Consider the following 23,397-nt stretch of genomic DNA (forward strand, 5'->3'; position numbering starts at 1 on the left):
GTTAATTTAAGAGATTCTATTGTGCAGCTAATATTTTTCTCTCGAGCTTTTAGCTCAAGAGAAAAACAATGACCAGTCACATTTAACAGTCCATCAAGGATGATATTTTTTGATTGCATCAATCAGATGAATCTTTCGTTCTTACCTTAATAGTACCATTAACTTTCCAATGTGCTTTGGGCGAATCTTGAGAAGTAGAGCTGGGAACCCATACTTCTAGTTGATGGAAGGTATAGGTAATCTCAGCACCTCTGCCAGTTAATTTATCATAGAGTGAAATGGCTAATTCAGGCCAATTGGTAGTTTCATTACTCATCATTTTTCCTTTCTACCGAACGATAACCCTGGATATCGACAAGTCAAATTAGCGTATTCGCATTTATTTTGTGCATAGAGTTAGACAGCAAAAAAAATGATTATATATTCCGTTATGACAGATTTTTTATTGTTGTTTATCATCATGTGTAATAAAGAACCGTTTCAATCTCGAAATTTCTCTGCTTAATTCCGCCTGTCTTACTAACCCTGACTTGAAGAATTGGTCATGAAACAAGTAGCTATCATCGGTGCGGGTATAGCAGGTCTTGTTTGCGCAAGAGAGCTAAAAAAATTCAAATACAAGGTGACTTTGTTTGAAAAATCCCGTTCTTTAGGAGGCAGATGTGCGACTAGAAAGTGGAATAGTCATATCGTTGATCATGGTTTACAGTATTTCACGCTTTCTAACGAAGAGATCCATAAAAACGTCAAATACTTATGTTATTCCAGGATAGGCCTATTAGACAAAGCCATCGTTGATTTACAAGGAGCAGAATGGCAGCCTGATGAGAAAAAATATTATCATCTAGACGGAAATAATCGTATTGGCAAGGCTCTGGCTCAAGGTCTGGACATTAGAATGGAATCGCCGATAACTACTTTGCAACCAATTACTTCGAAATGGCGAGTGAATGATCATAGTTTTGATTATGTCGTGAGTAGTGTTCCTTTTCCTCAATTAAACAATTTTATTCCTCTAGAACCATCCCTTCAAATTCGATTTGAACCTTGTTTGACGGCCTTGTTCTCCTATGAAGGTTTACCACAGAACATGAGTGCAGACATCTATGGCATCATTGACACCTCCAACACGTCCATCATTTCTTGGAGCGCTTGCGAAAACCATAAAACCAACCGTATCCCTCTAGACGAAACCGTTTTCGTGGTTCATGCCTCAGAAAAATTTAGCCGAGAATATTTAGAGACCAGCTCAGACGCATACCTACCTCACCTTCAAAGGGAACTCGAGAACACTTGGCAACTTTCGCCTACCAAACAAAAGAATTCCTTTTCACATAGATGGAGATTTGCTCGCTCCACAGACCCTTACTCCCTTCCCAATGCGCAATTACCAGAAAATTTTTTTGTATGCGGAGATAGCATCGTAAAGTCTCGCTTCGAAGACGTATGGCTAAGCGGTTTGCAAGCCGCTTATTTATTAATAGCCAAAGACCAACAAACTGAAATACCATTTGTAGACAAACAAATAATAACAACTTGAGCCATAAAATGAGTAATTACCTAATCATTGCCTCTAGCAGTACAATAGGACAAGAATTAGTCAAGATTCTTCATCAACAAGCAGACCAACTCTATTTAACTTCCAGAAACCCTGATAAAATTCAGCAACTAGCAGATGAAACACAATCCTCCTTTTCTGCTCTAGACGCATCATCATTTGAAGAAGTGAACCAAGTCTTCGAAGATGCAAGTGATAAATTGGGGCCACTGGATGGGGTTGTTTGTCTCGCCGGCTCCCTTTTACTAAAAGCAGCTCATCAAACATCAGAGCAAGAGTATTTACACACGATACAAACCAGCCTAACAACAGCATTTGCTACTACTAAAGCTGCAGGTAAGCACATGAGAAAAGGAGGATCCGTTGTTTTGATCAGTTCAGCAGCAGCTATGCAAGGCTTTGCTAACCATGAGGCCATTGCTGCAGCAAAGGGAGGGGTAATAGCCCTTGCTCGTTCAGCAGCTGCTACCTACGCCAGACAAAATCTGCGCTTCAATGTCGTTTCACCTGGATTGACTGAAACAGCACTAACCAAGAGTCTTTTTGCCAATGAAGCAAGCAAACAAATCTCCGAGAAAATGCATGTTCTAGGTCGATTAGGTGAAGCGCATAAAATCGCTTTAAGCATCGCTTTCTTATTAAATCCTGAGAATGATTGGATTACTGGTCAGGTGTTAGGTATAGATGGAGGACTTAGTCGAGTCGCACCAAAGATTAAAGGCTAAGAATTAACGCATTTTTGAATTATATTGAAACATCGATATTTGTCATACCTCGGTCCAACCAGCGTACCCAGTAGATCCAAGTATTTATGATTTCGCCACATTGATCCCCTCATATCAAGCACTGATCCAAGCATCATGGGAACTCTACAGGTTTTCTTCCTTAAGATTGGCAGGTTGGATTAGGCACTGTGTCTCCTAATTAGAAAAGGCCAGCTTCTGCCAATACAATTACGGGCAACGACCTTATTACATGGTATTACCGGTTGATGAATTTTTAGGCTGCTCTAGCAAATATGGGGAATGATCTTTGAGTTTATTTCATTTTTCTTGCCTAACCACATCACCAAGACACTATCTTTGTCGCACTTTACAAATGGAAAAACCGAATTGATTATGGGTAAAAGTACTTGGATATTTTTATGGGCTCTGACTGTAAACTCAGCAGTCGGACAAATTGAGGAACCTGAGCCAAACACTATACCTCCAGAAGAGATTCAAGAAATTACCTTGCCACCAGCTCTGTCGCCTCCATCTATCAAAATCAAGCCCATACAAATCGTATCTGCTTCTCCTATACCAAAAGATCTTCAAGATCCAGACAAGCCCATTGGTCATCAAGAAGGTCTACAGATCTACTACCTCCTCGAAGGCAAAAATCTAGTCGGAATCAACAAAGACTCCTTTAAATTGGACTTTTTAACGATGGCTGGTAAGGAAGATTTCTTGGAGCAACAAGGCAGGAATCTCACCCACGTATCTATCATCTATACAAAATTTTCTGAAGACAAGAAATACGGGATCTTTGCTCTTCATATCCCCTGCGACAAATTCTACTCCAAACCTGATATTTCTTTTAGAGGTTCTGCGAAGATTCTTTCTAGCGAATCTCCAGAAACAGCCAGCATCCTTTTAAGCATGGAATCAAATGAAAAAAAACGGGTAGGTCCCTTTGAAATAGAAAAGAACGGAGCCAATGCTTCCTTTTTTGGCATTAGTCTGGATGCCAAAAAAGGACTCGGCATTAAGTTGCAAGGACCCATTGAAATCCTAAGCAAGATCGAGGTGTTGGATGGGAAAAAGCCTCTATCAATTTCAGGTGGTATCTATGAGAACGGTGGTAAAACTTTCTTCTACCGCCTACCAAAAGCGGAGAATGTGAAGGTAGTTTGTCATTACTGGTCGAACGCTCAAGAAATCCCAGTAATTATTAATTACTAGAGTCGCTTTCATTTATTGCGAAAAGGCAGGAGGGGTAATATTTTTTAAAAATCTCTTGCCAAAATGGAATCAAGCTGCCATCTTATTCGGCTAATTTGTCAACTTGACCCAATTTCTAAGATAATTATGGTAACACCTAAACACGAATCCGTTAAAGAAGCTTTGCAACATGTTGAGAATCCACAAATTCTCATCAATATGGTGTCCCGCCGTGTTCGCCAACTCGGCATGGGCTACCGACCATTAATCAATGTTAATCCTCGCATGACTTTCCTAGACGTTGCTTTAAGGGAAATTGCCGATGGCAAGCTTTCCTATGAAGCAGTAGAATTTGCTGAAGACGAAGATTAAGAAACCCTCGCCTACAGCCTTCTCTCTGAATAATGCGGGTGGAAATATTCTCTTCCTGCGATGGCTCAAGAAATAGAAATTAATAACAGGCGCGCGCGACATGATTATCATGTTCACGATAAACTGGAAACTGGCATCTCGCTCCAAGGCACTGAGGTCAAGTCATTGCGATCTGCACAGGCTAGCTTAAGTGATGCCTTTGCTCGCTTAGAAAAAGGTGAGTTGTGGCTCTACAATTTCCATATCTCACCCTATGACAAAGGCAACCGAGAAAACCATGAGCCGAAACGTAAACGTAAACTGCTCATCCATAAGAGGGAATACCGCAAGCTCAGTGGCAACGTCGTGCAGTCAGGTAAATCTCTCATTCCTCTTAAAGGCTATTTCAAAAACCGTTATTTCAAAATCCTCTTAGGTATCTGCACCAGTAAAAATAAAGGCGACAAACGCCAAGATCTTAAGACACGCGATGTCGAGAGATCCATTAGGCGAAACTTTGGTCGCGTCTAAAAAAACTTCCAGCATAATCGTTGCTTATGGATCAAATGAACCCTTCAAAGCACTGGATTCCTGAACTCCAGCGCAAGCTTCCACTCTCCGTAGTTAAAGTCGACGAGAAATCTCTGCACACGCACGGAGGGGACGCATGGCATGCTCACGCCATGCCCGAAGCGGTTGTTGAAGTCAGACATGAAAAAGACATACAAGCAACCATGCGGATCGCCTCAAAATACAAAATCCCTGTGACAGCCAGAGGTTCTGGTCGCGGTTATGTCGGCAGTTGTGTCCCCGTTAAAGGTGGCATCAGCCTTTCCTTAACGAAACTCAACAAAATCTTAGAAGTCTCAGCCAAGGATAGTCTAGCCGTTGTTCAACCTGGAGTCATCACCGAGAGGCTGCAAATAGAAGCAAAACGCAAAGGCCTTTTCTACCCTCCAGATCCTGCCAGCCTTAACGAAAGCTCTATAGGTGGTAACATAGCCACCAATGCGGGTGGGCCACGCTGCTTGAAATATGGAGTCACCAAGAACTATGTTATGGGACTGAACATTGTATTACCCAATGGTGAGTTAGTTAAGACCGGTGGGCGGTGCCACAAAAATAAATTAGGCTTCAACCTGGTTGACCTCTTCCCAGGCTCTGAAGGCATGCTCGGAATCATTAGTCTAGCAACGCTTAGACTTATCCCCCATCCTCCCGCACGCTCTGTCTTGGTAGCCTCTTTTTCAAAAGTTAAAGCTGCTGCTAAAGCTGTCACAGCTATTCAACAAGCAGGCTACCTGCCCTGCGCATTAGAGATTGCTGACAAATTTACCTTAGAGGCTGCGAGAGGTTATAATAAAAGTGTTCCGCCTGGTGAAGCACTTATCATTGTAGAATTAGATGGCCAAGCCCAGTCCGTCCACCGTGAAATCCGAGCGCTCAAAACAGTCATTCAAGAAATCGGAGCGCTTCAAACTTCCATCGCTTCCACCGAAGCTGCTTGCGAAAAACTTTGGGATATCCGGCGTAGCTTTTCCTACAGCCTGCGTGCTACCGGACTAATCAAAATGAATCACGATGTTGTTGTGCCTCGGGGTAAACTTACAGAATTATTCAAAGTAGTTGAGAAAATTCAACAGTCCTTTTCTGATTATCGTGTAGCATCTTTCGGTCATGCTGGCGATGGTAATATTCATGTTAATCTTATGATAGATCCATCTGAAGAAGGGAGGCCTAGAGTACGCAAAGCCATCGATATGCTATTTGCATCTGTTCTCGAACTCGATGGCACTATTACCGGTGAGCATGGAGTTGGCCTCGCTCGCAAGCCTTGGTGGAACGTTGCTACTAGCAGACCTTTACGCTCCCTTCACCACACCATCAAAAACGCTTTAGATCCTCACCATCTGCTCAATCCCGGCAAGTTTTTAGGGTAGAATATCACAATCATATTGATACCCTGGTAGGGGAAAGCATCTCCCTCATCAACACGAATGATAACCAAGACTTATTATACAAGAATTATTGCGCTAGGATGCTGGCTGGGAATCTCATGCAGTATAACTCTGGCTGAAATACTAACCGAATCCAAGGAGCAAACAGAATTAACCAATACTAATAACTGGCCTGAATTTCGGGGTGGAAATGAGGGGCGAACTCAAGTGCGCAACTTACCTCTTGCTTGGTCGGACCAAGAGGGAATAGCCTGGCGTTTAGACTTACCCTCTCAAGGACAATCTAGCCCAATCGTCTGGAATAAGGCTATTTACTTGACCGGGGTATCCGGTAAGAAAAAGGAGAAACTTCACCTTTACAGCTACAATCTCAGCGATGGAGCTTTGAATTGGTCGCGTGAATTCAAATCGCCGCAACTAAGAAAGATGAGCAAAATGGTTTCCCAAGCGGCACCAACCCCAGTAGCAGACAAGGCAGGAGTTTATGCTTTCTTTGAAGGAGGCCTCTTTGTGCATACTGATCACGATGGTCATATAAACTGGCAACGGAATCTAATTGCAGACTACGGAGAAATCAAAGGTAGTCATAGCCTTGGCAGTTCCCCCACGCAAGACAACAAATACCTCTACCTTCTGGTAGACCACGATGCCCCAGGCTACCTACTCGCCTTGAATAAAGCTTCCGGTGCAACTACTTGGAAAACAGACCGACCGAAACGTGTTTCCTGGTCATCACCCATTTTACAAGACAAGACCATCTACCTTAGTTCTAATGGCGTGGTTCAAGCATACGATGCCTCTAATGGAAAACAGTTATGGGAAATTGATGGTATTTCAAAGAACACTGTCGCTTCGCCTATCATTGCTAATAGTTTACTACTTGCCGCTAGCTCAAAAAAAGGTGAATGCATTGCAATTCGCCTGTCCGCTAATGAAGAGAAACCTCAAATTGTTTGGCAAGCCGCCTCAACTTCAGGTGGATTTGCTTCCCCACAGGTGCTTGGAGAACAAGCTTATTACACCAATAAATCCGGAGTGCTTAGCTGCGTCAACTTGAAAGATGGAAGCCTAGCTTGGAGCGAGCGCATAGGAGGTTCTTGCTGGGCTTCACCTATTGTGGCTGGCAACTACCTTTACTTCTTTACTAGAGATGGGAAGACTGTGATCTATAAAAAAGACGAAGAACGAGCGAAACAGATTGCTGAATCAAAATTAAAGGGTATCAAAACCGTATATGGTGTCGCCGCTGTTGATGGAACTCTCGTCATGCGAACTGAAAAACAACTGATTTGCATTGGCAAGCCTATGCCTAACTCAAATTTTTGATTATTGTAACCTTTGATAAAAGCAAATAAACCGAGAAAAAGGGCTGTGCCCACAGCTCAGTATGATAGGTCGATTCCTCTATACTTAGGCATTTTTTGAATTCATTTTAAACATGCATATTTGTCTTATCCTGGTTCAACCGAGGTATGCAAGAGGTTTAAGTATTCCTAGATTGTACTGCCGAATTGATCCTCTGATACCACAGGGATCCAAGCATTAGGGACTATACAAATCTCTAGAGACTTTCATCGGTGAACCCAGGGACTTAGAGGTTGGATGAGGCACTATTGCCTATTCGTTATGAGTAAGTGAATGCACTAAGATTATTTTCATAAGTTAAGATCCGTGAAAATCAGTCTAATCTTTAGCTAAAACCCATACCCCCTCACTTTGATCTGGTAACAGTTCCACATGCTTCACTTTGAAAGAATGCTTTTCTACGAGTTCAGTAAAAGCTTCTGAGGAAAAGCGGTTAGAGAAAAAAGTCCTGACAGATTCCCTAGCCTCCACCTTAATCACATTACGCTCGTAGTTGATATCTAGATCATCATTGAAGAGAGCATTCACCTCTACTCTCAGGTAGTTTATTCCTTGAACAGCAGCGTTACATAAATTAAATTCCCAATTCCATGTATCTTCTGGGACATCTAAGTCGTCCCAGAAGCATTCTAACCAGTGCTTAGTCTCAGGGTTATCGTACTGTGTTATTAACCCATGTTCATCCATTTGATCACCCAGCAGATTGGCACTGATGATCAGAATATCTCCTAGCTCTAGTCCATGACTCAATTTTGCAAGAGCATGTGCTGGAGACATGTTAGGAATCATACCAAGGAAAAGAAAAACGCGTGACTTATCTTTTTTCCTTTGGCCCACAAGAGCATTCAAATCTTCAGCTTGCAAAAAATCTCCTATACTTCCCCTCAAGACCTTGCATCTGCTTAGCTTATTTGCCTCAAGACTTGCTTGTGTTACTAATGGCAAGCTGATGTCGGAAGGTAGATAAGAGATATGATTCCCAGTCCGCAATAAGGCTTCCAATAAAATCATATCCTTATTTCCTGCGCCACACCCTAGGCTAGTCACTTCTACACATTCCTGATCTGCTAAAAGTTTGGTCACATAATCAAATGCTTTCTCATATAGCCTTTTACCCTCTGAATGTATGGCTACCGGTGAATAAGCCTTATGCAGCTTACTCCATCTTTGTGACTGGCGGTAGCTAAGATAGTGAAACTTAGGGGCTATTTGCTTGTTGATTAAAGAATCACGTAATGATTTTTGGTGAGTTGTTAGAAACTGACTTTTATGAACCCAGGTAGATAGGCCCTGTTCACCATGATCATATTCCATGATGTTTTACTCGTTTTATACTTTCAAAGCATCTAGGTCTTGATTGAGTGAACGTGGCAGCATACGAAGTGCTTCAAGGTAGCCGTTAGATTCAATTCCTTCTAGCATCTTATCAGATCGCTCAAGTAAATCTTTTGCCTTACGCACGGCATAGGTATGACCACCGGACTTGATGACTTTATCCACCACGATGCCATAGTCACTACCCTCACCATGTAAAATGACTTCAGAAATTTCTTCTGACTCTTTTTCATTAAGCTGCTCTAACATCCATATAACTGGTAGTGTCATTTTTCCACGAGCAAGGTCTGTACCTAAGGTTTTGCCAAAAACATCTTCTTTACCAAATAAATCCAGACAATCATCGTAAATTTGGTAGGCTGTGCCGAGTTGATCCCCATAAATAGAAAAACGTTTCTGTATATCAGTGTCTTGATCTGAACAAAAAGCTGCCAATTCAGTAGCAACTCGGAACAAAGCCCCAGTCTTCATACTGACAATTTTCAGATAATCTTGGACTGAGAGTTTCAAATCATAGCGCCTCTGCGTCTGAAGAATTTCTCCGGTGCACACTTCACTAGCCGCATCAGCTACTTGCTTGCTAACTTCTGAAGAAGAAAAGCGTGTGCACATCTTAAAGGCGTGGGCTAACAAGCTATCGCCTACTAAAACAGATAGTTCATTGCCCCATTTCTGGCACATAGTGGGCTTTTTACGCCTTATTAAAGCTTGGTCCATGATATCATCGTGAATAAGAGACGCTAAGTGAATAAGCTCAATAACTACTGCCAGATCGATGTGTTTTTTATTCAGCTCCCCTAAAGCATGTGCACTTAGCAAAACTAAAGCAGGCCTAATGCGTTTACCGCCTGTTTCCGTTGCATATTCAACATACGCCATGACATTTGGGTCAAATGTTTGGACTTGTAAGGCTATACTTTCGTTAACCTTCTCTAGATGAGGTATGATATCTTTGAAGTGCTTCTTTAGTTGTGTCTCCCTAGCTAATGCAGGAAACTTATCTAAAACCTTGTTCATCAAGGAGTCGCTTTTTGATACCATCTTAGCCACATCTTAATCTAAATTACCACAGCCCAAAGTCAAACTTTCCAACTCTAATGTGATGTCAAAAATATTTTATCTTCAGAGAGATAGTATGAATGTGCTTGCGAAGCACATTTGTCTATCGCATAACTTTTAGTTGATGCTTTTGGGTAAAATAAGACTCAGCTTGATCACTTGCTTGGCAGTAGCTCTTATTCTGAGCTGTGGAAAGGAGAATGAAGTCATTAAGGAAGTTGATGCTTTAATGGAGGGTAGAAACTACAAGCAAGCGCTTGAGAGACTACGCAGAGCCCTAAAAGAAGACCCTAAAAACCCTAAGCTATTGCGCCAACAAGTTTTACTTTTTCTCAAAAGCGAACAGGTCAATTATTCTATGGCCGCCTACGAAAAACTTCATAAAGCTAAGCCAAATCATCCCGTGTTAATTAATGCACTCAGCAACAACGATCCCGTTATACGAGTGACCTCAGCAAAGGCTTTAGGACTTATGCGCAGGCAAGATAGTATTGATGCGCTTATCAAAGCAGCTAAAGATAGTGATAAATCTGTTCGACAAGCTGTTGTGCTTGCTTTAGGCGATTTAAAAAACAAAAAAGCAGTTACAGTTCTTATTGAGACTTTAAAGGATCCAGATTGGTTCGTCCGTGCTGAAGCTGCCCAAGCTCTCAGTAAAATTGGAGATAGCCAGGCCGCTGAAGAGCTTTTCGCCCTTCTCAAGGATGAAGACGTATATGTGCGCAAGAACGCTCGTAAAGCGCTACAGGACCTGGCAAATGAAGAAAATAAAAAGACCTACATTGAGGCCCTTACTCATGATGACGACGAAGTTAGACTTATGGCAGCAATATCTCTGGCCAACATTGGTGACGCGTCCTCATTAAGTGTTTTAGTAGAAGAACTTGATTCTAGTGATTCTGCAGATCCTATCGATGTGATCCGAGCTTTAGTCAAACTTCGAGATAAACAAGCTCTTCCAGCCCTTCGCAAGACTATGAAGGAAGCAGACGGAGAAGCTAAAGCATATGCTATATTAGCTCTTGGGGAATTCCGAGATAAAGAGTCCACAAGCGCTATTAAAAAGCTATCACAGAGTAGCAGTACTACCCGGGAAGTGAAAATGGCTTGCCTCATGGCTCTCAAGCGCATGAATCAACCCATGAGATTGCCGGATGAAAAGTAGCTAAGGCATTCTTTCAGCTTTTTTCAATTCTGCAAAACCGCTAGATTTAATTTATGCCTGATTGGATACTTTACGTTTTATTAGGAATCATTACTGGATTTGCCAGCGGCTGCTTTGGAATAGGTGGTGGAGCCATTATGGTGCCTATTCTCATCCTTTTCTTTAAAGTTCCCTATCACACTGCTATCGGAACCTCACTAGCACTGATTATTCCGATATCGCTGGCAGGTGGCTTTAAAAATTTTCAAATAGGAAAAATTGATTGGAACATTTTTTACGCCGCAGCTATTGCCGGCATTGTTGGAGCATTGGTTGGTGTTTCCCTTATTCAAAAAGTCCCTGCTGAATACGCCAGAAAAGGATTTGCCGTTTTTTTGCTTTTTACCGCCTATCGCCTTTGGGTCAAATAAGTGTTTGGAGCAGAAAGTGCTTAAGTTATAAAGTCACTATAAGCAATACTTCAAGATCCCACAGCTCCTCCAGATAATTACTACCTTACTCCTCTGAACCCTTTTCCATGGCTGCAAGCTTTAGTTCGAGATCTGAAGCTTCTAGCTGGTCCATGAGTTCTTCTACCTCACCCTCCATAAAACCTGTCAGGTTATAAATGGTGTAGTTGATACGGTGATCGGTAATACGGTTTTGGGGATAGTTGTACGTGCGAATTTTCTCGTTACGATCCCCAGAACCTACTTGTTGCTTCCGATGTTCCGCGTATTTTTTGCGCTCTTGTTCTTGTTTTGCTTCGAGAAGACGGGCGCGTAAGATACTCATAGCCTTCTCACGGTTTTTGATTTGGGAGCGCCCATCCTGACATTTGACTATGATGCCGGTGGGTAGGTGGGTAATCTGCACCGCAGAATCTGTTGTATTTACTCCCTGTCCACCAGGCCCACCTGAGCGACATACATCCACACGTATCTCATCTGAGCGAATTTCCAAATCCACTTCTTGTGCCTCAGGCAAAACAGCTACGGTAGCAGTCGAAGTATGAATGCGGCCCTGGCTTTCAGTAGCAGGAACTCTTTGGACCCGGTGAACACCACTTTCAAAACGCAACTTCTTGAAGACATCATCTCCATTCATTTGAAAGGTAATTTCCTTATAACCCCCGGACTCTGAAGGACTCGCATCCATCGGCTCAATCTTCCATCCTACGCGTTCAGCAAAGCGATTGTACATGCGAAACAGATCTCCTGCAAATATGCCGGCTTCATCCCCTCCAGCACCCGCACGAATTTCCACGATAGTATTACGGGAATCATTTGGATCTGGCGGGACCACAAACTTTAAGAGTTCTTTTTCAGCTTTTTCCCAATCATTTTCTAGCTCGGGCAACTCTTCCTGGGCCATTGCCATAAGCTCTTCGTCCTCAGCCTTGGAGACTATTTCCTTATTCTCTGCTAAATTTTTTTTAATGGTTTCGTAACGCTCTGAAAGTTCTATGGCAGTTTTCAGGCGCGAATGTTCCTTTAGAGAAAGCTGAGCCTCCTGTGGATTGTCGTAGAAATGAGGTCCTGAGATAAGCGTCTCAAGCTCCTTAAAGCGCTTGTAAAAGCCTTCTATATGTAGGGCGAGGTCCATATCTAATTCTCAGTAATTTTTATGGACTTGCCCAGGCAAAAGGCATGAATCTCATGCAACAAGAACAGTCCACATGAGATCCTGTAAGCTATTTTCCAGCTTTTTTCTTCTTCTTTCTGTTGGCCAGAATAGATTCGCCGAAACGCTTCTGAAACTTATCTACGCGTCCAGCGGTGTCGACTAAACGTGTTTGACCTGTGTAAGCAGGGTGTGAATCGGATGTCACGCCACACTTGACTACAAAATGCTCTACTCCCTCAATCACCCGAGTCTCCTCGGTCTTGATAGTCGAACGGGTCGCAAACTCGCGATTCGTCGCCAAATCAACAAATACTGTTGGATTGAGCTCTGGATGGATTCCCTTTTTCATACCGAAACCTTTCTTAAAAAATAAAACGAGCTAAGGATCAAACCAGCTTTCTGGCTATTAGGCAAGCATTATGTCCACCAAACCCAAAAGAATTGCTCATAGCCACCCTGATTTCTGCCTCGCGTGCCTCGTTAGGCACATAATCTAGATCACATGCCGGATCCTGTTCCTCTATATTAATTGTAGGGTGAACAACCCCTGTTTTGATGGTTTTTAAGCAAGCAGCAAGCTCAACACCGCCTGCAGCCCCCAGTAAATGACCTGTCATCGACTTAGTAGAACTGACCAATAGTCTATTTTTTGCATGCTCTCCAAAGACTGACTTTATTGCCTTCGTCTCCGCCACATCACCTACCGGTGTTGAAGTGCCGTGAGCGTTGACATAATCTACTTCCTCTGGATCAAGACTCGCCTTACGCAACGCAAATTCCATGGCCAGAGCTGCCCCATTGCCATCAGAAGGGGGACTTGTCATATGATAAGCATCTGCTGAGGCCCCATAACCCACTATCTCACCATAGATCTCAGCACCACGCTTCTTAGCAGCCTCGTATTCCTCAAGCACAACCACACCAGCACCCTCACCCATCACAAACCCATCACGATCTTTATCAAAAGGTCTAGAAGCCTTTTCTGGCTCATCATTTCGGGTACTAACCGCTTTCATGGAAGAAAAGCCCCCCATTCCCAAAAAGGTAATGCTAGCTTCACTTCCTCCCGCTAGGGCAACGTCCACATCTCCATCAGCTATATAACGGAAGGCCTCTCCTATGGAATGCGAAGCAGTTGCACATGCCGTCACTATGGCAAAGTTTGGACCTTTAAAATGGTATTCGATTGCAATCATCCCGGAAGCAATATTACTAATCATCATCGGAATCATGAACGGGGAAATTCTTCCAGGACCTCGATTTAAGCCATTACTGTGATTATCTTCCAGGGTCTTGAGACCACCAATACCTGCGCCTATGAAAACACTTGAACGCTCCGCCGGGTAAGCATCTTTCTCTAAGCCAGCGTCTTGAAAAGCTTGTCTTGCACATGCAATTGCTAGCTGTGTGTAGCGGTCGCATTTCCTCACTTCCTTGGCGTTATCGAGATATTCTAGAGGATCAAAGCCTTTTACCTCCCCAGCTATACGTGAATTCAGGTTTGATGCATCAAAATGCGTAACCGGCCCGATCCCACTTTTTCCGGCAACAAGATTCTTCCAAAACGTTTCCAGGTCATTACCTAGAGGGTTTATTGTCCCTATCCCTGTTGCTACGACTCGCCTTTTGCTCATACTATTTTCTACTAATTTCTCCCTGAAATAGCAAGGGCACCCCATTCCAACAGGGTGCCCGAAAAAAACGAAAGTGATACTAGCTTACTTTCCGCCGTCTTTTTCTTCAATATACTTAACGACGTCACCAACTGTCTGAAGCTTTTCCGCATCCTCGTCGGGAACTTCGACACCGAATTGTTCTTCGAAAGCCATTACCAATTCGACCACGTCGAGAGAGTCCGCTCCCAAATCTTCGATGAATTTTGCCTCTTGCGTGACCTGTTCTGCATTCACACTTAGTTGTTCTACTATTATATCTTTAACCTTTTCTTCTATTGATTTCTCTGACATTTATGCTCCTAACATCATTTGGTTAACGCTTCTTATGACTTTCTGCGCGCGTTTGGCAACAAAAATCTTTCATTTTCTTTTTTCATTGTTTCTTTAGATAAACAATCCTCCGTCCACTGTAAAGACTTCACCGGTAATATAACTTGCTGCATCAGTGGCTAAAAAAGCCACCAGGGAAGCAATATCCTCGGCTTTCCCTAACCGTTTGAGAGGTATCTGTTCCAGTAATTTGCTCTTCAAATCATCCGATAAAACCTCTGTCATATCTGTTTCAATGAAGCCGGGACACACAATATTACAAGTGATGCCTCGAGCCGCAAATTCTTTAGCTGTCGCCTTGGTGAGGCCTATCAGGCCAGCTTTTGCTGCGGAGTAATTAGCTTGCCCAGCATTGCCATGAAGACCTATTACAGAGCCTACGTTAATGACTCTGCCCTTGCGAGCTCTTGCCATTTGCTTGGCAACTGGACGAGTCCAGTAAAAAGCGCCTGTTAAATTTGTATCGATGACCTCTTTCCAGTCATTGGTGCTCATCCGCATCATAAGACCATCTCGTGTGATACCGGCGTTATTGATCAGTATATCCACCTCGTCAAATTTCTTAAAGATTCCACTTACTGCTGCGTCTACATCTTCTTCTTTACTGATGTCTACTCCATATGGCTCATACTGAACGCCAAGAGCTCTAATTTCCTCTGAAGGAAGAGTTGCTGACTCCAGACTGCGACTCACCCCAGCAATATGGCAACCTTGTTTAGCGAACTCTAGCGCAATGGCCTTACCAATACCTCTGCTAGCGCCTGTGACAATCGCTACCTTATCCTTTAAGCTCACTAAGCACTCCTTTTAATTCTTCGTAATTGCCCGCTGACAAACACGGACTTGGGGTTTTTATACGGTTACACAGGCCTTTAAGCACACGACCAGGACCCAGTTCAATAAATTGCTCAATGCCATCATCCATCATTTGGCGAATACATTTCTCCCACAAGACACTCCCTGTAACTTGCCCGATTAAAGAATCCCTAAGTTCGTCTTCATGTTTTGTAGGATAGCCTGAAATATTCGCATAAACGGGCACGCCGTTACTTCCTAGAGAGACAGAAGATAACTCGTTCTTTAAACCATCTTGTGCTTGTTGCATCAAACGCGAATGATAAGCTCCGGCTACTTTAAGTGGGATAATCTTTCTTAATCCCATTTCTCCGCCTATTTCCACAGCTTTTGGGATCAATGCTTTCTCACCAGAAAGCACTACCTGACCTGGACAATTGATGTTTGCGACTTGCAGCCCGGTCTTTTTCGCAACTTCCCGAGCTTGTTCCTCGGTAGCACCTAGTAGTGTTGCCATTCCGCCCTCAGTTGCTTGACAAGCTTGTTGCATGAGTTTTCCTCTCACGGCTACCAAATTTAGGCCATCTGCAAATGAGAAATGTCCTGCTGCCGCATGAGCGGTGAATTCACCTAAGGAAAGACCTGCGCAAGCAGTAAATACAAAGTCGGGATATTCTGCCTTGAGTATAGTGAGCAACGCCATGCCATGAACATAGAGTGCTGGCTGACAATAGCTGGTGTCTGTTAGCTTCTCTTCAGGACCATTGAAGCAGACGTCCTTAAATCCATTTTGAAGAAGCCGATCCGCTTGATCAAAGAGATCTTTTCCTTCTAATGAGAGCTCATATAGGTCTCTTCCCATCCCTACATGTTGCGCTCCTTGTCCAGAAAACAGTAATGCTAATTTTTTCAAGCCGCATATGGAACCACGTCCCCTATAGGTAGACAACCTTTTTTTACTTACCAGGTGGAATAAAATAGAACTAAACCCTACTAGCCCAAGAACTCGTAGGATACTTTTGGCGAATTTCACTCCTCAATTTTTGCGCCCTTTGGGGATTACCTAGTTTCTCATAGGACTGAGCCGCATGATAAAGTGCCTCTGCGCAGATTTCCCCAAATTGATCCATGGTAATGGCTAGCTTTTCTAGTTGTTTGGCTGCTACTTCCAGAATCTTAACATCCTGAGGAAACTCTTTAATAGTACCCCCTGATTCCGCAACTTCTATTAGCATCTTACCCAACTCTAATTGTGCCTCTGCCTTCGTCTGATTTGAAGAACGACCAGACTTTACTACTTGCGACCAGAGTTCATAGGCTTGATCATAATCTTTTTTATCTCTAGCGAGCCTCCCTTTATAGTAGAGAGCATCAAAATTTTTGGGTGATCTGGGATACTTCTCTTTTAACTCATTGAATAACTGATCAGCTTGTCCTGCGTCCTCCTGAGATAGTGCTACGAGTGCCTTGTAGTAAATAGCTGTCGCCTGAGCCTTTTCCTTGTCTGAATAAGCTTCGGCTAAAGTAGCGGAGAGCTCTTTGATTTTGCTGTAATTCTTAACATCTAGCAGAAGTTTTAAATAATTATCGTAGTTATTAATGGAAATAGATCGAGGATCAGGAACTGAGCTAAATGCCTCTTCATAGCGGTCGGAAGCTGCCTTTTTCTTGCCTCTTTCTAAAGCGATGCTGGCCAGAGCCAATCGATATTGAAGTTGTAGTTTGGCGCTATCTGTGGAACCAATCTGCTTGCTCAGTTCTTGAGTCACTTCCTTTTCCTTTACAACACCGTTGGCGATTCGAAGTAACGCGACATTAGTCCAACGCTTAAAGGCTTCTACACCTTCTTTAGTATCAGCAAATTCAACACCCGCAGTCCATAGTAAGTCTGATGCTTTCTTGAGACGATCATCCCATTTGGTCATATCCTCCGGTGACAAAACAGCGGGCGGTCCCATCTGCTCAGCCAACTTCCTATAAAAGCCGGCAATGGTAATAATGGCATAGCTACCGTAATTATATGCCGCGCCACCCTTATTAGCTAACGCGCTACCTTCAGCTTTCCTTTGTTTATAGAACTCATAGATGGTGTTTAGGGCTTCAATTGCTTTATTCAGTTTCTTATCGACCTTTAGATAATGATCACTGCGCTCCTTCAATGCGGCTAAAACAAATGGAGACTTCGGATACTTTTGGATCAGCTCATCTTGAGCTTTAAATTTAGCCTCTATGTCACCCTTCTGTTGGTGCAGTTGCCAGATTTTTTGATAGGCCTTCGGAGCTTGTGCTGTATCTCCGTAGTTCGCTATGATTTGATCGAAATAGCTTCTAGCTGCATCATATTTTGTTGGATCTTGCTTAGCTAACTCACCCAACAAACGCCCAACTTGAAACAACGCGACAGGGGCATCTTTTGAATCAGGATAGACTTTTGCATAGTCCTTGAAGGCTTCTATCGCCTTATCTATTTCCTTGGTTGTTAAATAGAAACGAGCAATTGTAAAAGCTGCCTTTTCCTTAACCATTTGAGATTTTGCAGTGTTAATTACCTTTTGAATGAGGTCTAATGCTTTTTCTTTCTTGCCGGTTGACCAATAGGCATTTGCCAGCCTGAACTGAGCATCTTCGAATTGCTGATCATCACTACCGCCAGCACTAATATACTCTTGGTAAGCTTTGATAGCCTCTTCGGTTTTTTTAAGCTCCATGTAACAGTTAGCAATGTGGTAGGTAGCCTCAGCTTTCAAGTCTCCGTCAGGATTATCGGTTATGTATTTTCTGAATTCTTCTATAGCCTCTCCATATTTGCCTTGCGTCATCAATGAACTTGGTAAGAGAAAACTCATTCGCTTCACCGTTTCATCATTAGGGTATTTTGCCAAAAGATCTTTATATAGTTTATCTGCCTTATCCGTCAGACCTTGTTGTGCATAGGTAAAATAAATCTGCAGTGACGTGGTCTTCTTCTGATCCTCTTCCATAAAAGGCTCAAAGTAACGATAAAGCACTCGCGCTTCATCATACTTTCCTAATTTTATCATGGCATTAGCGACTCCCAGCATAGCCCTCATAAAGGGATCTTGATCGGCTTTGATTTGCGCGAGCTTTTTAACCTCTCTTTGATGATAACGTTTATTGCGCTTAAAAAGTGCCTCGCTAGACGCAGTGGCTGTCATACGTTTTCTTGCTTCTTCAATCCGCTTCTCTTGAGAGACAATGATCTTTCTTTTAGATGGCACTTGGTTGAAGATCTCAAAGGCTTGATCAAATTTCCCTTCATTTAAATCAAGAAGACCTAGCTTTAATATAGCATCCGCAGCAAAGGATAAATTAGAGCTGCTCTGAAGCTTTTTAAAAATGCCCTTGGCCCTATTATAATATTCGTTAGCTTGGCTTTTGTTTTTCTCTCGCTTCGCTTTATCTCCCTGTTCCATTGCAGTCTGGCCCATCAAAAATTCAATGTTATCTCTTAATATGCCCTCTTTATCCTCCTTTTTTAAGGCTTCGAGTGTTGACCAAGCCTGGGCATAATCTCTGGTGATAAGGTTGGCTTGCACCTGTATGAGTAAAGCGTCTTGCTTAAACTCTGTATCAGGGTTGTCTTCTAAATACTGGGCTACTTTTGAAGCTACATCCCCGTAGAATTCTTCTGCCTTGATCTTGTCCCCTACTGCTTGAGCTTGGTCAGCTTGTGATTTGTAACATTGAATGATGGTGAAGGAGACCAGTGGTTTGATTTCTTCTAAAGTCTGCTGAGTCTCCTTATCCCCCTCCTCAGCCTTTAATGTAAGAACCCTTTCCAAGGTCTGAATCGCTTCCTGATGCTGCTTTAATGTTAAATATGCAGATCCAAGAAAAAACTGTGCTAGGGGTGCTTGATTAGGGCGAATACCCTTTGTTTTTTGTAAAGCCTCTATAGCCTTTTTATGGTCCCCTAAATTAAAATGAGAAACTCCAATGATATAATTGGCTGTCGCTTTTTGTGAATCATTTAGACCGTCCGAACCCAGGTATCTTGTCATGAACTCGATGGCTTTAGCATACTCACCACGACTAAAGGCTTCTTCGGCTTCTTGGGCTAAGCCACGAGATTGAGAAAAGACCTTAGCAGGCTCATTCGCCCAGGTTACTAGTAGCAGTAGCGAAAAATATAGGAATTTACGCATAGTTATTCCATTTTGACATAAATATGGCTATTCCGAAGCAAAAAATTGCAATTAAAAGCTTTAAGACTCTTATCATAGCTCAAAGAACCTATTTAATTTTCTCTTAGAAGCTGAATGAGCGCAGAAAAATCCTTATCCTGCAAGCCCTGAGATACGCCCTTTGCGTAGAGCTCTTCGTTACACTTTGTCAATGGCAAGAGACTGTCTCCACCTGATGACAAGGCAAGTTTGATATCTTTGTGCATATGCTTGATAGAAAATTGTGGTGTATAATCATTTTTCGTGAGTTTGGGCATCTTAAGCTTAGCCACCCCGGATTGAGCAACGTTTTCAGACAAGACTTTGAAGAATAATTCGTCTTCTATACCCGATTTCCGCGCAAAGCTGAGTCCTTCATTCAGAGCTTGAGAAATCATAGCTATCTGTATATTCATAGCTAATTTAATGCCGCATGCTTGTTCCACGCTGCCCACATCAAAGCAATTTTTAGCAATTGGAGCCAAAACCTGTCGGGCTTTCTCTTTTGCCTTCCCCTCGCCCCCCAAAAAGAAAATATTGGCTCCTTCCTCTGCTGCTATTTTGCTACCGGTAAAAGGGGCTTCTACGTAGGAAGTCCCCAAAGCTTGAACTTTATCTGAAAACTTCCTAGCCCATTCACCGGAAATAGTGCTCGATTGAATGATCAAGGCATGCTTATCAACCACCTCTATGATTTGATCTAATACACCCTCAACAGCAGGAGGATCAGCTACCACAATATGAATAGTTTCGGCAGCAGAGACCGCTTTTTTTAGATTTGGCTCATAACCCTTCAAATCCTTGGGCGTTCTATTCCATAAAGACAAGTCATACCCTATTTGATGATAATGAGGTGCCCACGCGCAGCCAATGATTCCCAACCCAACTAAACATATCTTCATGTCAGCATCGTAGGCGGCCTTCTAGCTTCTTGCAATTTAAACCCAAAAATGCCTGAATGAGATTTATTTATGGACCCAATACCTCTAGCTACTAGGTTGCGTTTCATTCAACATCCCGAGCAATGTTCCTTTTACAACATGGCCGTCGATGAAGCCCTCCTGCGTCTTATCAATGAAAAAGAGAAACCTATCTTAAGAGTCTATGGTTGGTCTGATCCAGCCGTTTCTATCGGCTACTTTCAGAAAATGGATGACGTGCCTGAGGGCAGACCTTTTGTGCGGAGGTTTACTGGTGGTGGACTAGTAGACCACACCAACGATTACACCTATTCCATCATTGTTCCCCAGCAGCACCCCATCTACCAAATGGGTACCTCTAAAAGCTATGCTAAAATCCATGAATCCATTAGTCATGCCTTAGTTGATTTGGGACTCTCGGCAGCACTCGCAGAAGAATGTTCAACGGGTGATAGCAATGCATGTTTTGAGAAACCTGTTCGCTACGATGTCATGCAAGGCGAAAGCAAACTAGCTGGTGCTGCCCAAAGACGTAACCGTTTAGGTTGCCTGCACCAAGGCAGTATCCTAGTGCCTAATCTCGACCATGGCAAAATGAACCCCGCACTGCTGCGACATCTACTGCCATTGCTTGCTCAAGATTGGGAAGAGTCCTCGCTGGACAGCCAGGAACGAACCAAAGCAGAAAAACTTACTCAACAACGTTACTCCACTTACATCTGGAACCACCAAAGGTGACACACTACCAACCCAACTGAAAGTTTTCAGCTAGTTTTCTCAAAATCAACTTCTCGATTAAGTATAGAACGCACGCCTAAGTTTAAAGATCTCTAAGTCTCTATTACATAGTAAGAGTTAAACTCTTGATCTACCTATGATACTAAATTCGCACACCGACTTTCTCCTATTTGGCGTGGTCCTGGCCGGCTAATAACCATAAACTAAAACAATCCGCGTCAAGTGAGATCCTAGCAATACATCAGTCTCATTGCTGTCCCAAATGGCAACTTTGACCCCAAGCTTCATATTTAGCTAACTATTTCTGCATAAGTGGACGAAGTCAGAGGTAATACTTAAAAGAAATTAAATATATGCACAAAGCCCTTCTATTTACCCTCCTAGGAATCTATACTCTTTTCAATCTCAACTCTTATTCAGCCGTTGCTCTACAACTTACAGATCTTGAAGAGAGTAATATCGAGCTAGTCACCAATACTTCCCTCAGCCTAGCTACTACCGATACTTCTCCAAACAACAGATCGGATCTTATCAAGCCCAAAAGAGAATTGGAGAAAAAACCTACAAGCCAGATAGAAGAATTTAAACCATCAGATGAGGCTGCCGTGTTCATCATGGATACTGAGATGCATTCCAGCCATCACACGAAACATACTTCCCTTGAGGGTAGTAGCCCCATAAAATCTTGGCTCATTATTGCTGCAGCGATTCTTTTTTCAGCCGTTCTAAGTGTTCTTACCTATTTTATTACTCGCAACAAGAGCGTCGTTTACCGCTTCTTTGCTTGCTCCGGTTCCATCTTAGGTGTCACAACCCTAATGTCTGTGATCGTATATGTTGACCTCAATATCGCACTCCAGAAAACAAGTCTCATCAGTAGAGATGATATCCCTATTCTAACTACCTTAGCAGATGCCGAGGCCAGGATGTTGGAACAAGCGCTCTACTTAGAGAAGTATCTAAGCAAAAGTCAAGAAGCCTATACAGAAGCATTTATCAAGCGTGGCAAAGAAGTGAAGCAAGAACTTATGGATGTCGAAAAACTTCTTGAACACGCTAAGAACCATTCCATAAGCGAGAATGACCAAAAAGCATATAGTCATATCTTAGGTGAAGTCATTAAATTGGAAAAACTACATGACGAGTTCGATAAAACAGGAGAAAGACTTGTGGAAGCGAAAAAAAATGATAACACTTCGTTAGTCAGTGACCTTACGCAAACGGTGGCCAAACAAGAGTTTGATATGAGAAAGCTATTCAATAACGTCATCAACCAGGAAAAAGAGAAAACGATCGCCAGCGCTCTTGAGACTGAAGCTGCCAGTAGGGAAGCGCAGCTAGTTCAGATTGTTGGAGCAGTCACTGCATTAGTAGTGGGATTGATCTTAGCATTCTTCATGGGAGTTCAAGTCAACAAATCACTTCTAGCCATTTCCAGCCGTATTACAAACAGCACAGACTCAGTAAATGAAAATTCAGCAGAACTTTCTAGATCTTGCATGTCGATTGCAGATGGCGCAAGCCAGCAAGCAGCAGCCTTTGAAGAAACCAGCGCATCCATGGAAGAAATATCCAGCACCGTAAATACCAATGTCGAACATGTTGAAAACAGTAAGCGCCTTGCGGATTCTGCGCTCTCATCAGCTCAAGCCGGTGTCGATAATATGGGACAAATGAAAAACTCTGTTGAAGCAATTAGTGAATCCTCTGACGAATTACACAAAGCTATGTCAGACATTAAAAGCTCTAGCGAAAGTATATCAAAAATTATCAAATCGATTGATGAGATTGCTTTCCAAACCAATATTCTCGCCCTTAATGCTGCTGTTGAAGCAGCCCGCGCCGGAGAAGCAGGAATGGGATTCGCAGTTGTCGCTGACGAAGTTCGCAATCTTGCCAAGCGCAGTGCCGACGCTGCTCGAGAAACTTCTGAGATGATTGAGGATGCCAACCTGAAAGGATCAAAAGGTGTAGAGGTAAGTGAAAGCATCCTTACCAAACTTCAGCAAGTCGTGTCTAGCACCGGAAAGCTTGAAACCAATTTACTAGAGATTCAAAACAAAGTCCACGAGGCCAATAACTCTACCGCAGAAATTGAAACTTCCTCTAAGGAGCAATCGGTAGGAATCACCCAAGTCAATGAAGCCATCACACAGATGGATCAAGTCACTCAGCAAAATGCCGCCACTGCTGAAGAAAACGCGAGCCTTGCTCAAGAGCTATCTAATGAAGGCAGACAACTTAAAGGTATTATCGATGATTTGAACAAGATCGTGCTCAAAAAGGGTTCTGAGCCCTCAAAGCCAGTATATTCAGCACCAGTTGAAAACACAGAGCCCTCTAATCCTCCTTCCTTAACGGCTAGCGTTAGAAAAAATCAACCAGCCCAGGAGGCCGTTTTCTCGGACGACGACAACTTTTTCTCTTAGAAATGAA

Annotated in this window: 22 protein-coding genes; 11 read left to right on the forward strand and 11 right to left on the reverse strand. The window is 42.9% G+C overall.

Features of this window, described 5'->3' with window-relative positions:
- Positions 1-118 precede the first annotated feature (118 nt).
- Positions 119-319: a hypothetical protein gene (locus tag AAGA18_08555; GenBank protein MEM9445391.1), complete on the reverse strand. Its 201-nt coding sequence runs from the start codon at positions 317-319 to the stop codon at positions 119-121.
- Positions 320-544: 225 nt separating this feature from the next.
- Between AAGA18_08555 and AAGA18_08560 the strand changes: the two genes are divergently transcribed.
- From AAGA18_08560 to AAGA18_08590, 7 genes are all read left to right on the forward strand, one after another.
- On the forward strand, positions 545-1,540 hold the full coding sequence (locus AAGA18_08560; GenBank protein ID MEM9445392.1) for an FAD-dependent oxidoreductase: 996 nt from the start codon (positions 545-547) through the stop codon (positions 1,538-1,540).
- An 8-nt stretch (positions 1,541-1,548) separates the two neighbouring features.
- A complete protein-coding gene (locus AAGA18_08565; protein MEM9445393.1) occupies positions 1,549-2,283 on the forward strand; it encodes an SDR family oxidoreductase in 735 nt (244 codons plus the stop codon).
- A gap of 393 nt (positions 2,284-2,676) precedes the next feature.
- Complete coding sequence (locus AAGA18_08570; GenBank protein MEM9445394.1) at positions 2,677-3,501, forward strand: hypothetical protein; 825 nt, start codon at positions 2,677-2,679, stop codon at positions 3,499-3,501.
- Positions 3,502-3,627: 126 nt separating this feature from the next.
- Positions 3,628-3,852 (forward strand): DNA-directed RNA polymerase subunit omega, encoded by a 225-nt coding sequence (locus AAGA18_08575; GenBank protein ID MEM9445395.1) that lies wholly within the window; start codon positions 3,628-3,630, stop codon positions 3,850-3,852.
- A 60-nt stretch (positions 3,853-3,912) separates the two neighbouring features.
- Entirely contained in the window at positions 3,913-4,362 is a 450-nt protein-coding gene (smpB, locus tag AAGA18_08580; protein MEM9445396.1) for an SsrA-binding protein SmpB, read from the forward strand.
- A gap of 26 nt (positions 4,363-4,388) precedes the next feature.
- Positions 4,389-5,771: an FAD-linked oxidase C-terminal domain-containing protein gene (locus AAGA18_08585; GenBank protein MEM9445397.1), complete on the forward strand. Its 1,383-nt coding sequence runs from the start codon at positions 4,389-4,391 to the stop codon at positions 5,769-5,771.
- Positions 5,772-5,828: 57 nt separating this feature from the next.
- The gene (locus AAGA18_08590) at positions 5,829-7,115 is read left to right on the forward strand and encodes a PQQ-binding-like beta-propeller repeat protein (protein MEM9445398.1); all 1,287 of its coding nucleotides are present in this window, start codon (positions 5,829-5,831) and stop codon (positions 7,113-7,115) included.
- Positions 7,116-7,472: 357 nt separating this feature from the next.
- Here the strand turns inward: AAGA18_08590 and AAGA18_08595 are convergent, their stop codons facing one another.
- Complete coding sequence (locus AAGA18_08595; GenBank protein ID MEM9445399.1) at positions 7,473-8,468, reverse strand: L-histidine N(alpha)-methyltransferase; 996 nt, start codon at positions 8,466-8,468, stop codon at positions 7,473-7,475.
- Between the two features lie 15 nt (positions 8,469-8,483).
- Complete coding sequence (locus AAGA18_08600; protein MEM9445400.1) at positions 8,484-9,506, reverse strand: polyprenyl synthetase family protein; 1,023 nt, start codon at positions 9,504-9,506, stop codon at positions 8,484-8,486.
- Between the two features lie 172 nt (positions 9,507-9,678).
- Between AAGA18_08600 and AAGA18_08605 the strand changes: the two genes are divergently transcribed.
- Positions 9,679-10,713 (forward strand): HEAT repeat domain-containing protein, encoded by a 1,035-nt coding sequence (locus AAGA18_08605; protein ID MEM9445401.1) that lies wholly within the window; start codon positions 9,679-9,681, stop codon positions 10,711-10,713.
- Positions 10,714-10,766: 53 nt separating this feature from the next.
- Positions 10,767-11,123, forward strand: coding sequence for a sulfite exporter TauE/SafE family protein (locus AAGA18_08610; GenBank protein MEM9445402.1), 357 nt, complete (start codon positions 10,767-10,769; stop codon positions 11,121-11,123).
- 85 nt (positions 11,124-11,208) lie between these two features.
- Here AAGA18_08610 and prfA read toward each other — a convergent pair whose 3' ends face one another.
- The 8 genes from prfA to AAGA18_08650 all read right to left on the reverse strand — a co-directional run bounded on the left by prfA (position 11,209) and on the right by AAGA18_08650 (position 20,205).
- Positions 11,209-12,297: a peptide chain release factor 1 gene (gene prfA, locus AAGA18_08615; protein MEM9445403.1), complete on the reverse strand. Its 1,089-nt coding sequence runs from the start codon at positions 12,295-12,297 to the stop codon at positions 11,209-11,211.
- Positions 12,298-12,385: 88 nt separating this feature from the next.
- On the reverse strand, positions 12,386-12,667 hold the full coding sequence (locus AAGA18_08620) for a type B 50S ribosomal protein L31 (protein ID MEM9445404.1): 282 nt from the start codon (positions 12,665-12,667) through the stop codon (positions 12,386-12,388).
- 37 nt (positions 12,668-12,704) lie between these two features.
- A complete protein-coding gene (fabF, locus tag AAGA18_08625; GenBank protein ID MEM9445405.1) occupies positions 12,705-13,952 on the reverse strand; it encodes a beta-ketoacyl-ACP synthase II in 1,248 nt (415 codons plus the stop codon).
- 84 nt (positions 13,953-14,036) lie between these two features.
- Positions 14,037-14,285, reverse strand: coding sequence for an acyl carrier protein (locus tag AAGA18_08630; protein MEM9445406.1), 249 nt, complete (start codon positions 14,283-14,285; stop codon positions 14,037-14,039).
- 93 nt (positions 14,286-14,378) lie between these two features.
- A complete protein-coding gene (gene fabG / locus AAGA18_08635; protein MEM9445407.1) occupies positions 14,379-15,119 on the reverse strand; it encodes a 3-oxoacyl-[acyl-carrier-protein] reductase in 741 nt (246 codons plus the stop codon).
- The gene (gene fabD / locus AAGA18_08640) at positions 15,103-16,032 is read right to left on the reverse strand and encodes an ACP S-malonyltransferase (GenBank protein ID MEM9445408.1); all 930 of its coding nucleotides are present in this window, start codon (positions 16,030-16,032) and stop codon (positions 15,103-15,105) included. The genes fabG and fabD overlap by 17 nt, the downstream gene beginning before the upstream one ends.
- 70 nt (positions 16,033-16,102) lie before the next feature.
- A complete protein-coding gene (locus AAGA18_08645; protein ID MEM9445409.1) occupies positions 16,103-19,285 on the reverse strand; it encodes a tetratricopeptide repeat protein in 3,183 nt (1,060 codons plus the stop codon).
- A gap of 92 nt (positions 19,286-19,377) precedes the next feature.
- A complete protein-coding gene (locus tag AAGA18_08650) occupies positions 19,378-20,205 on the reverse strand; it encodes an NAD(P)-dependent oxidoreductase (GenBank protein MEM9445410.1) in 828 nt (275 codons plus the stop codon).
- 69 nt (positions 20,206-20,274) lie between these two features.
- Here AAGA18_08650 and AAGA18_08655 point away from each other — a divergent pair, with 69 nt between their 5' ends.
- The gene (locus AAGA18_08655; GenBank protein MEM9445411.1) at positions 20,275-20,961 is read left to right on the forward strand and encodes a hypothetical protein; all 687 of its coding nucleotides are present in this window, start codon (positions 20,275-20,277) and stop codon (positions 20,959-20,961) included.
- A 353-nt stretch (positions 20,962-21,314) separates the two neighbouring features.
- Positions 21,315-23,390, forward strand: coding sequence for a methyl-accepting chemotaxis protein (locus tag AAGA18_08660; protein ID MEM9445412.1), 2,076 nt, complete (start codon positions 21,315-21,317; stop codon positions 23,388-23,390).
- The last annotated feature ends 7 nt before the right edge of the window (positions 23,391-23,397 follow it).

The sequence above is a fragment of the Verrucomicrobiota bacterium genome (assembly GCA_039192515.1).
GTDB lineage: Bacteria > Verrucomicrobiota > Verrucomicrobiia > Methylacidiphilales > JBCCWR01 > JBCCWR01.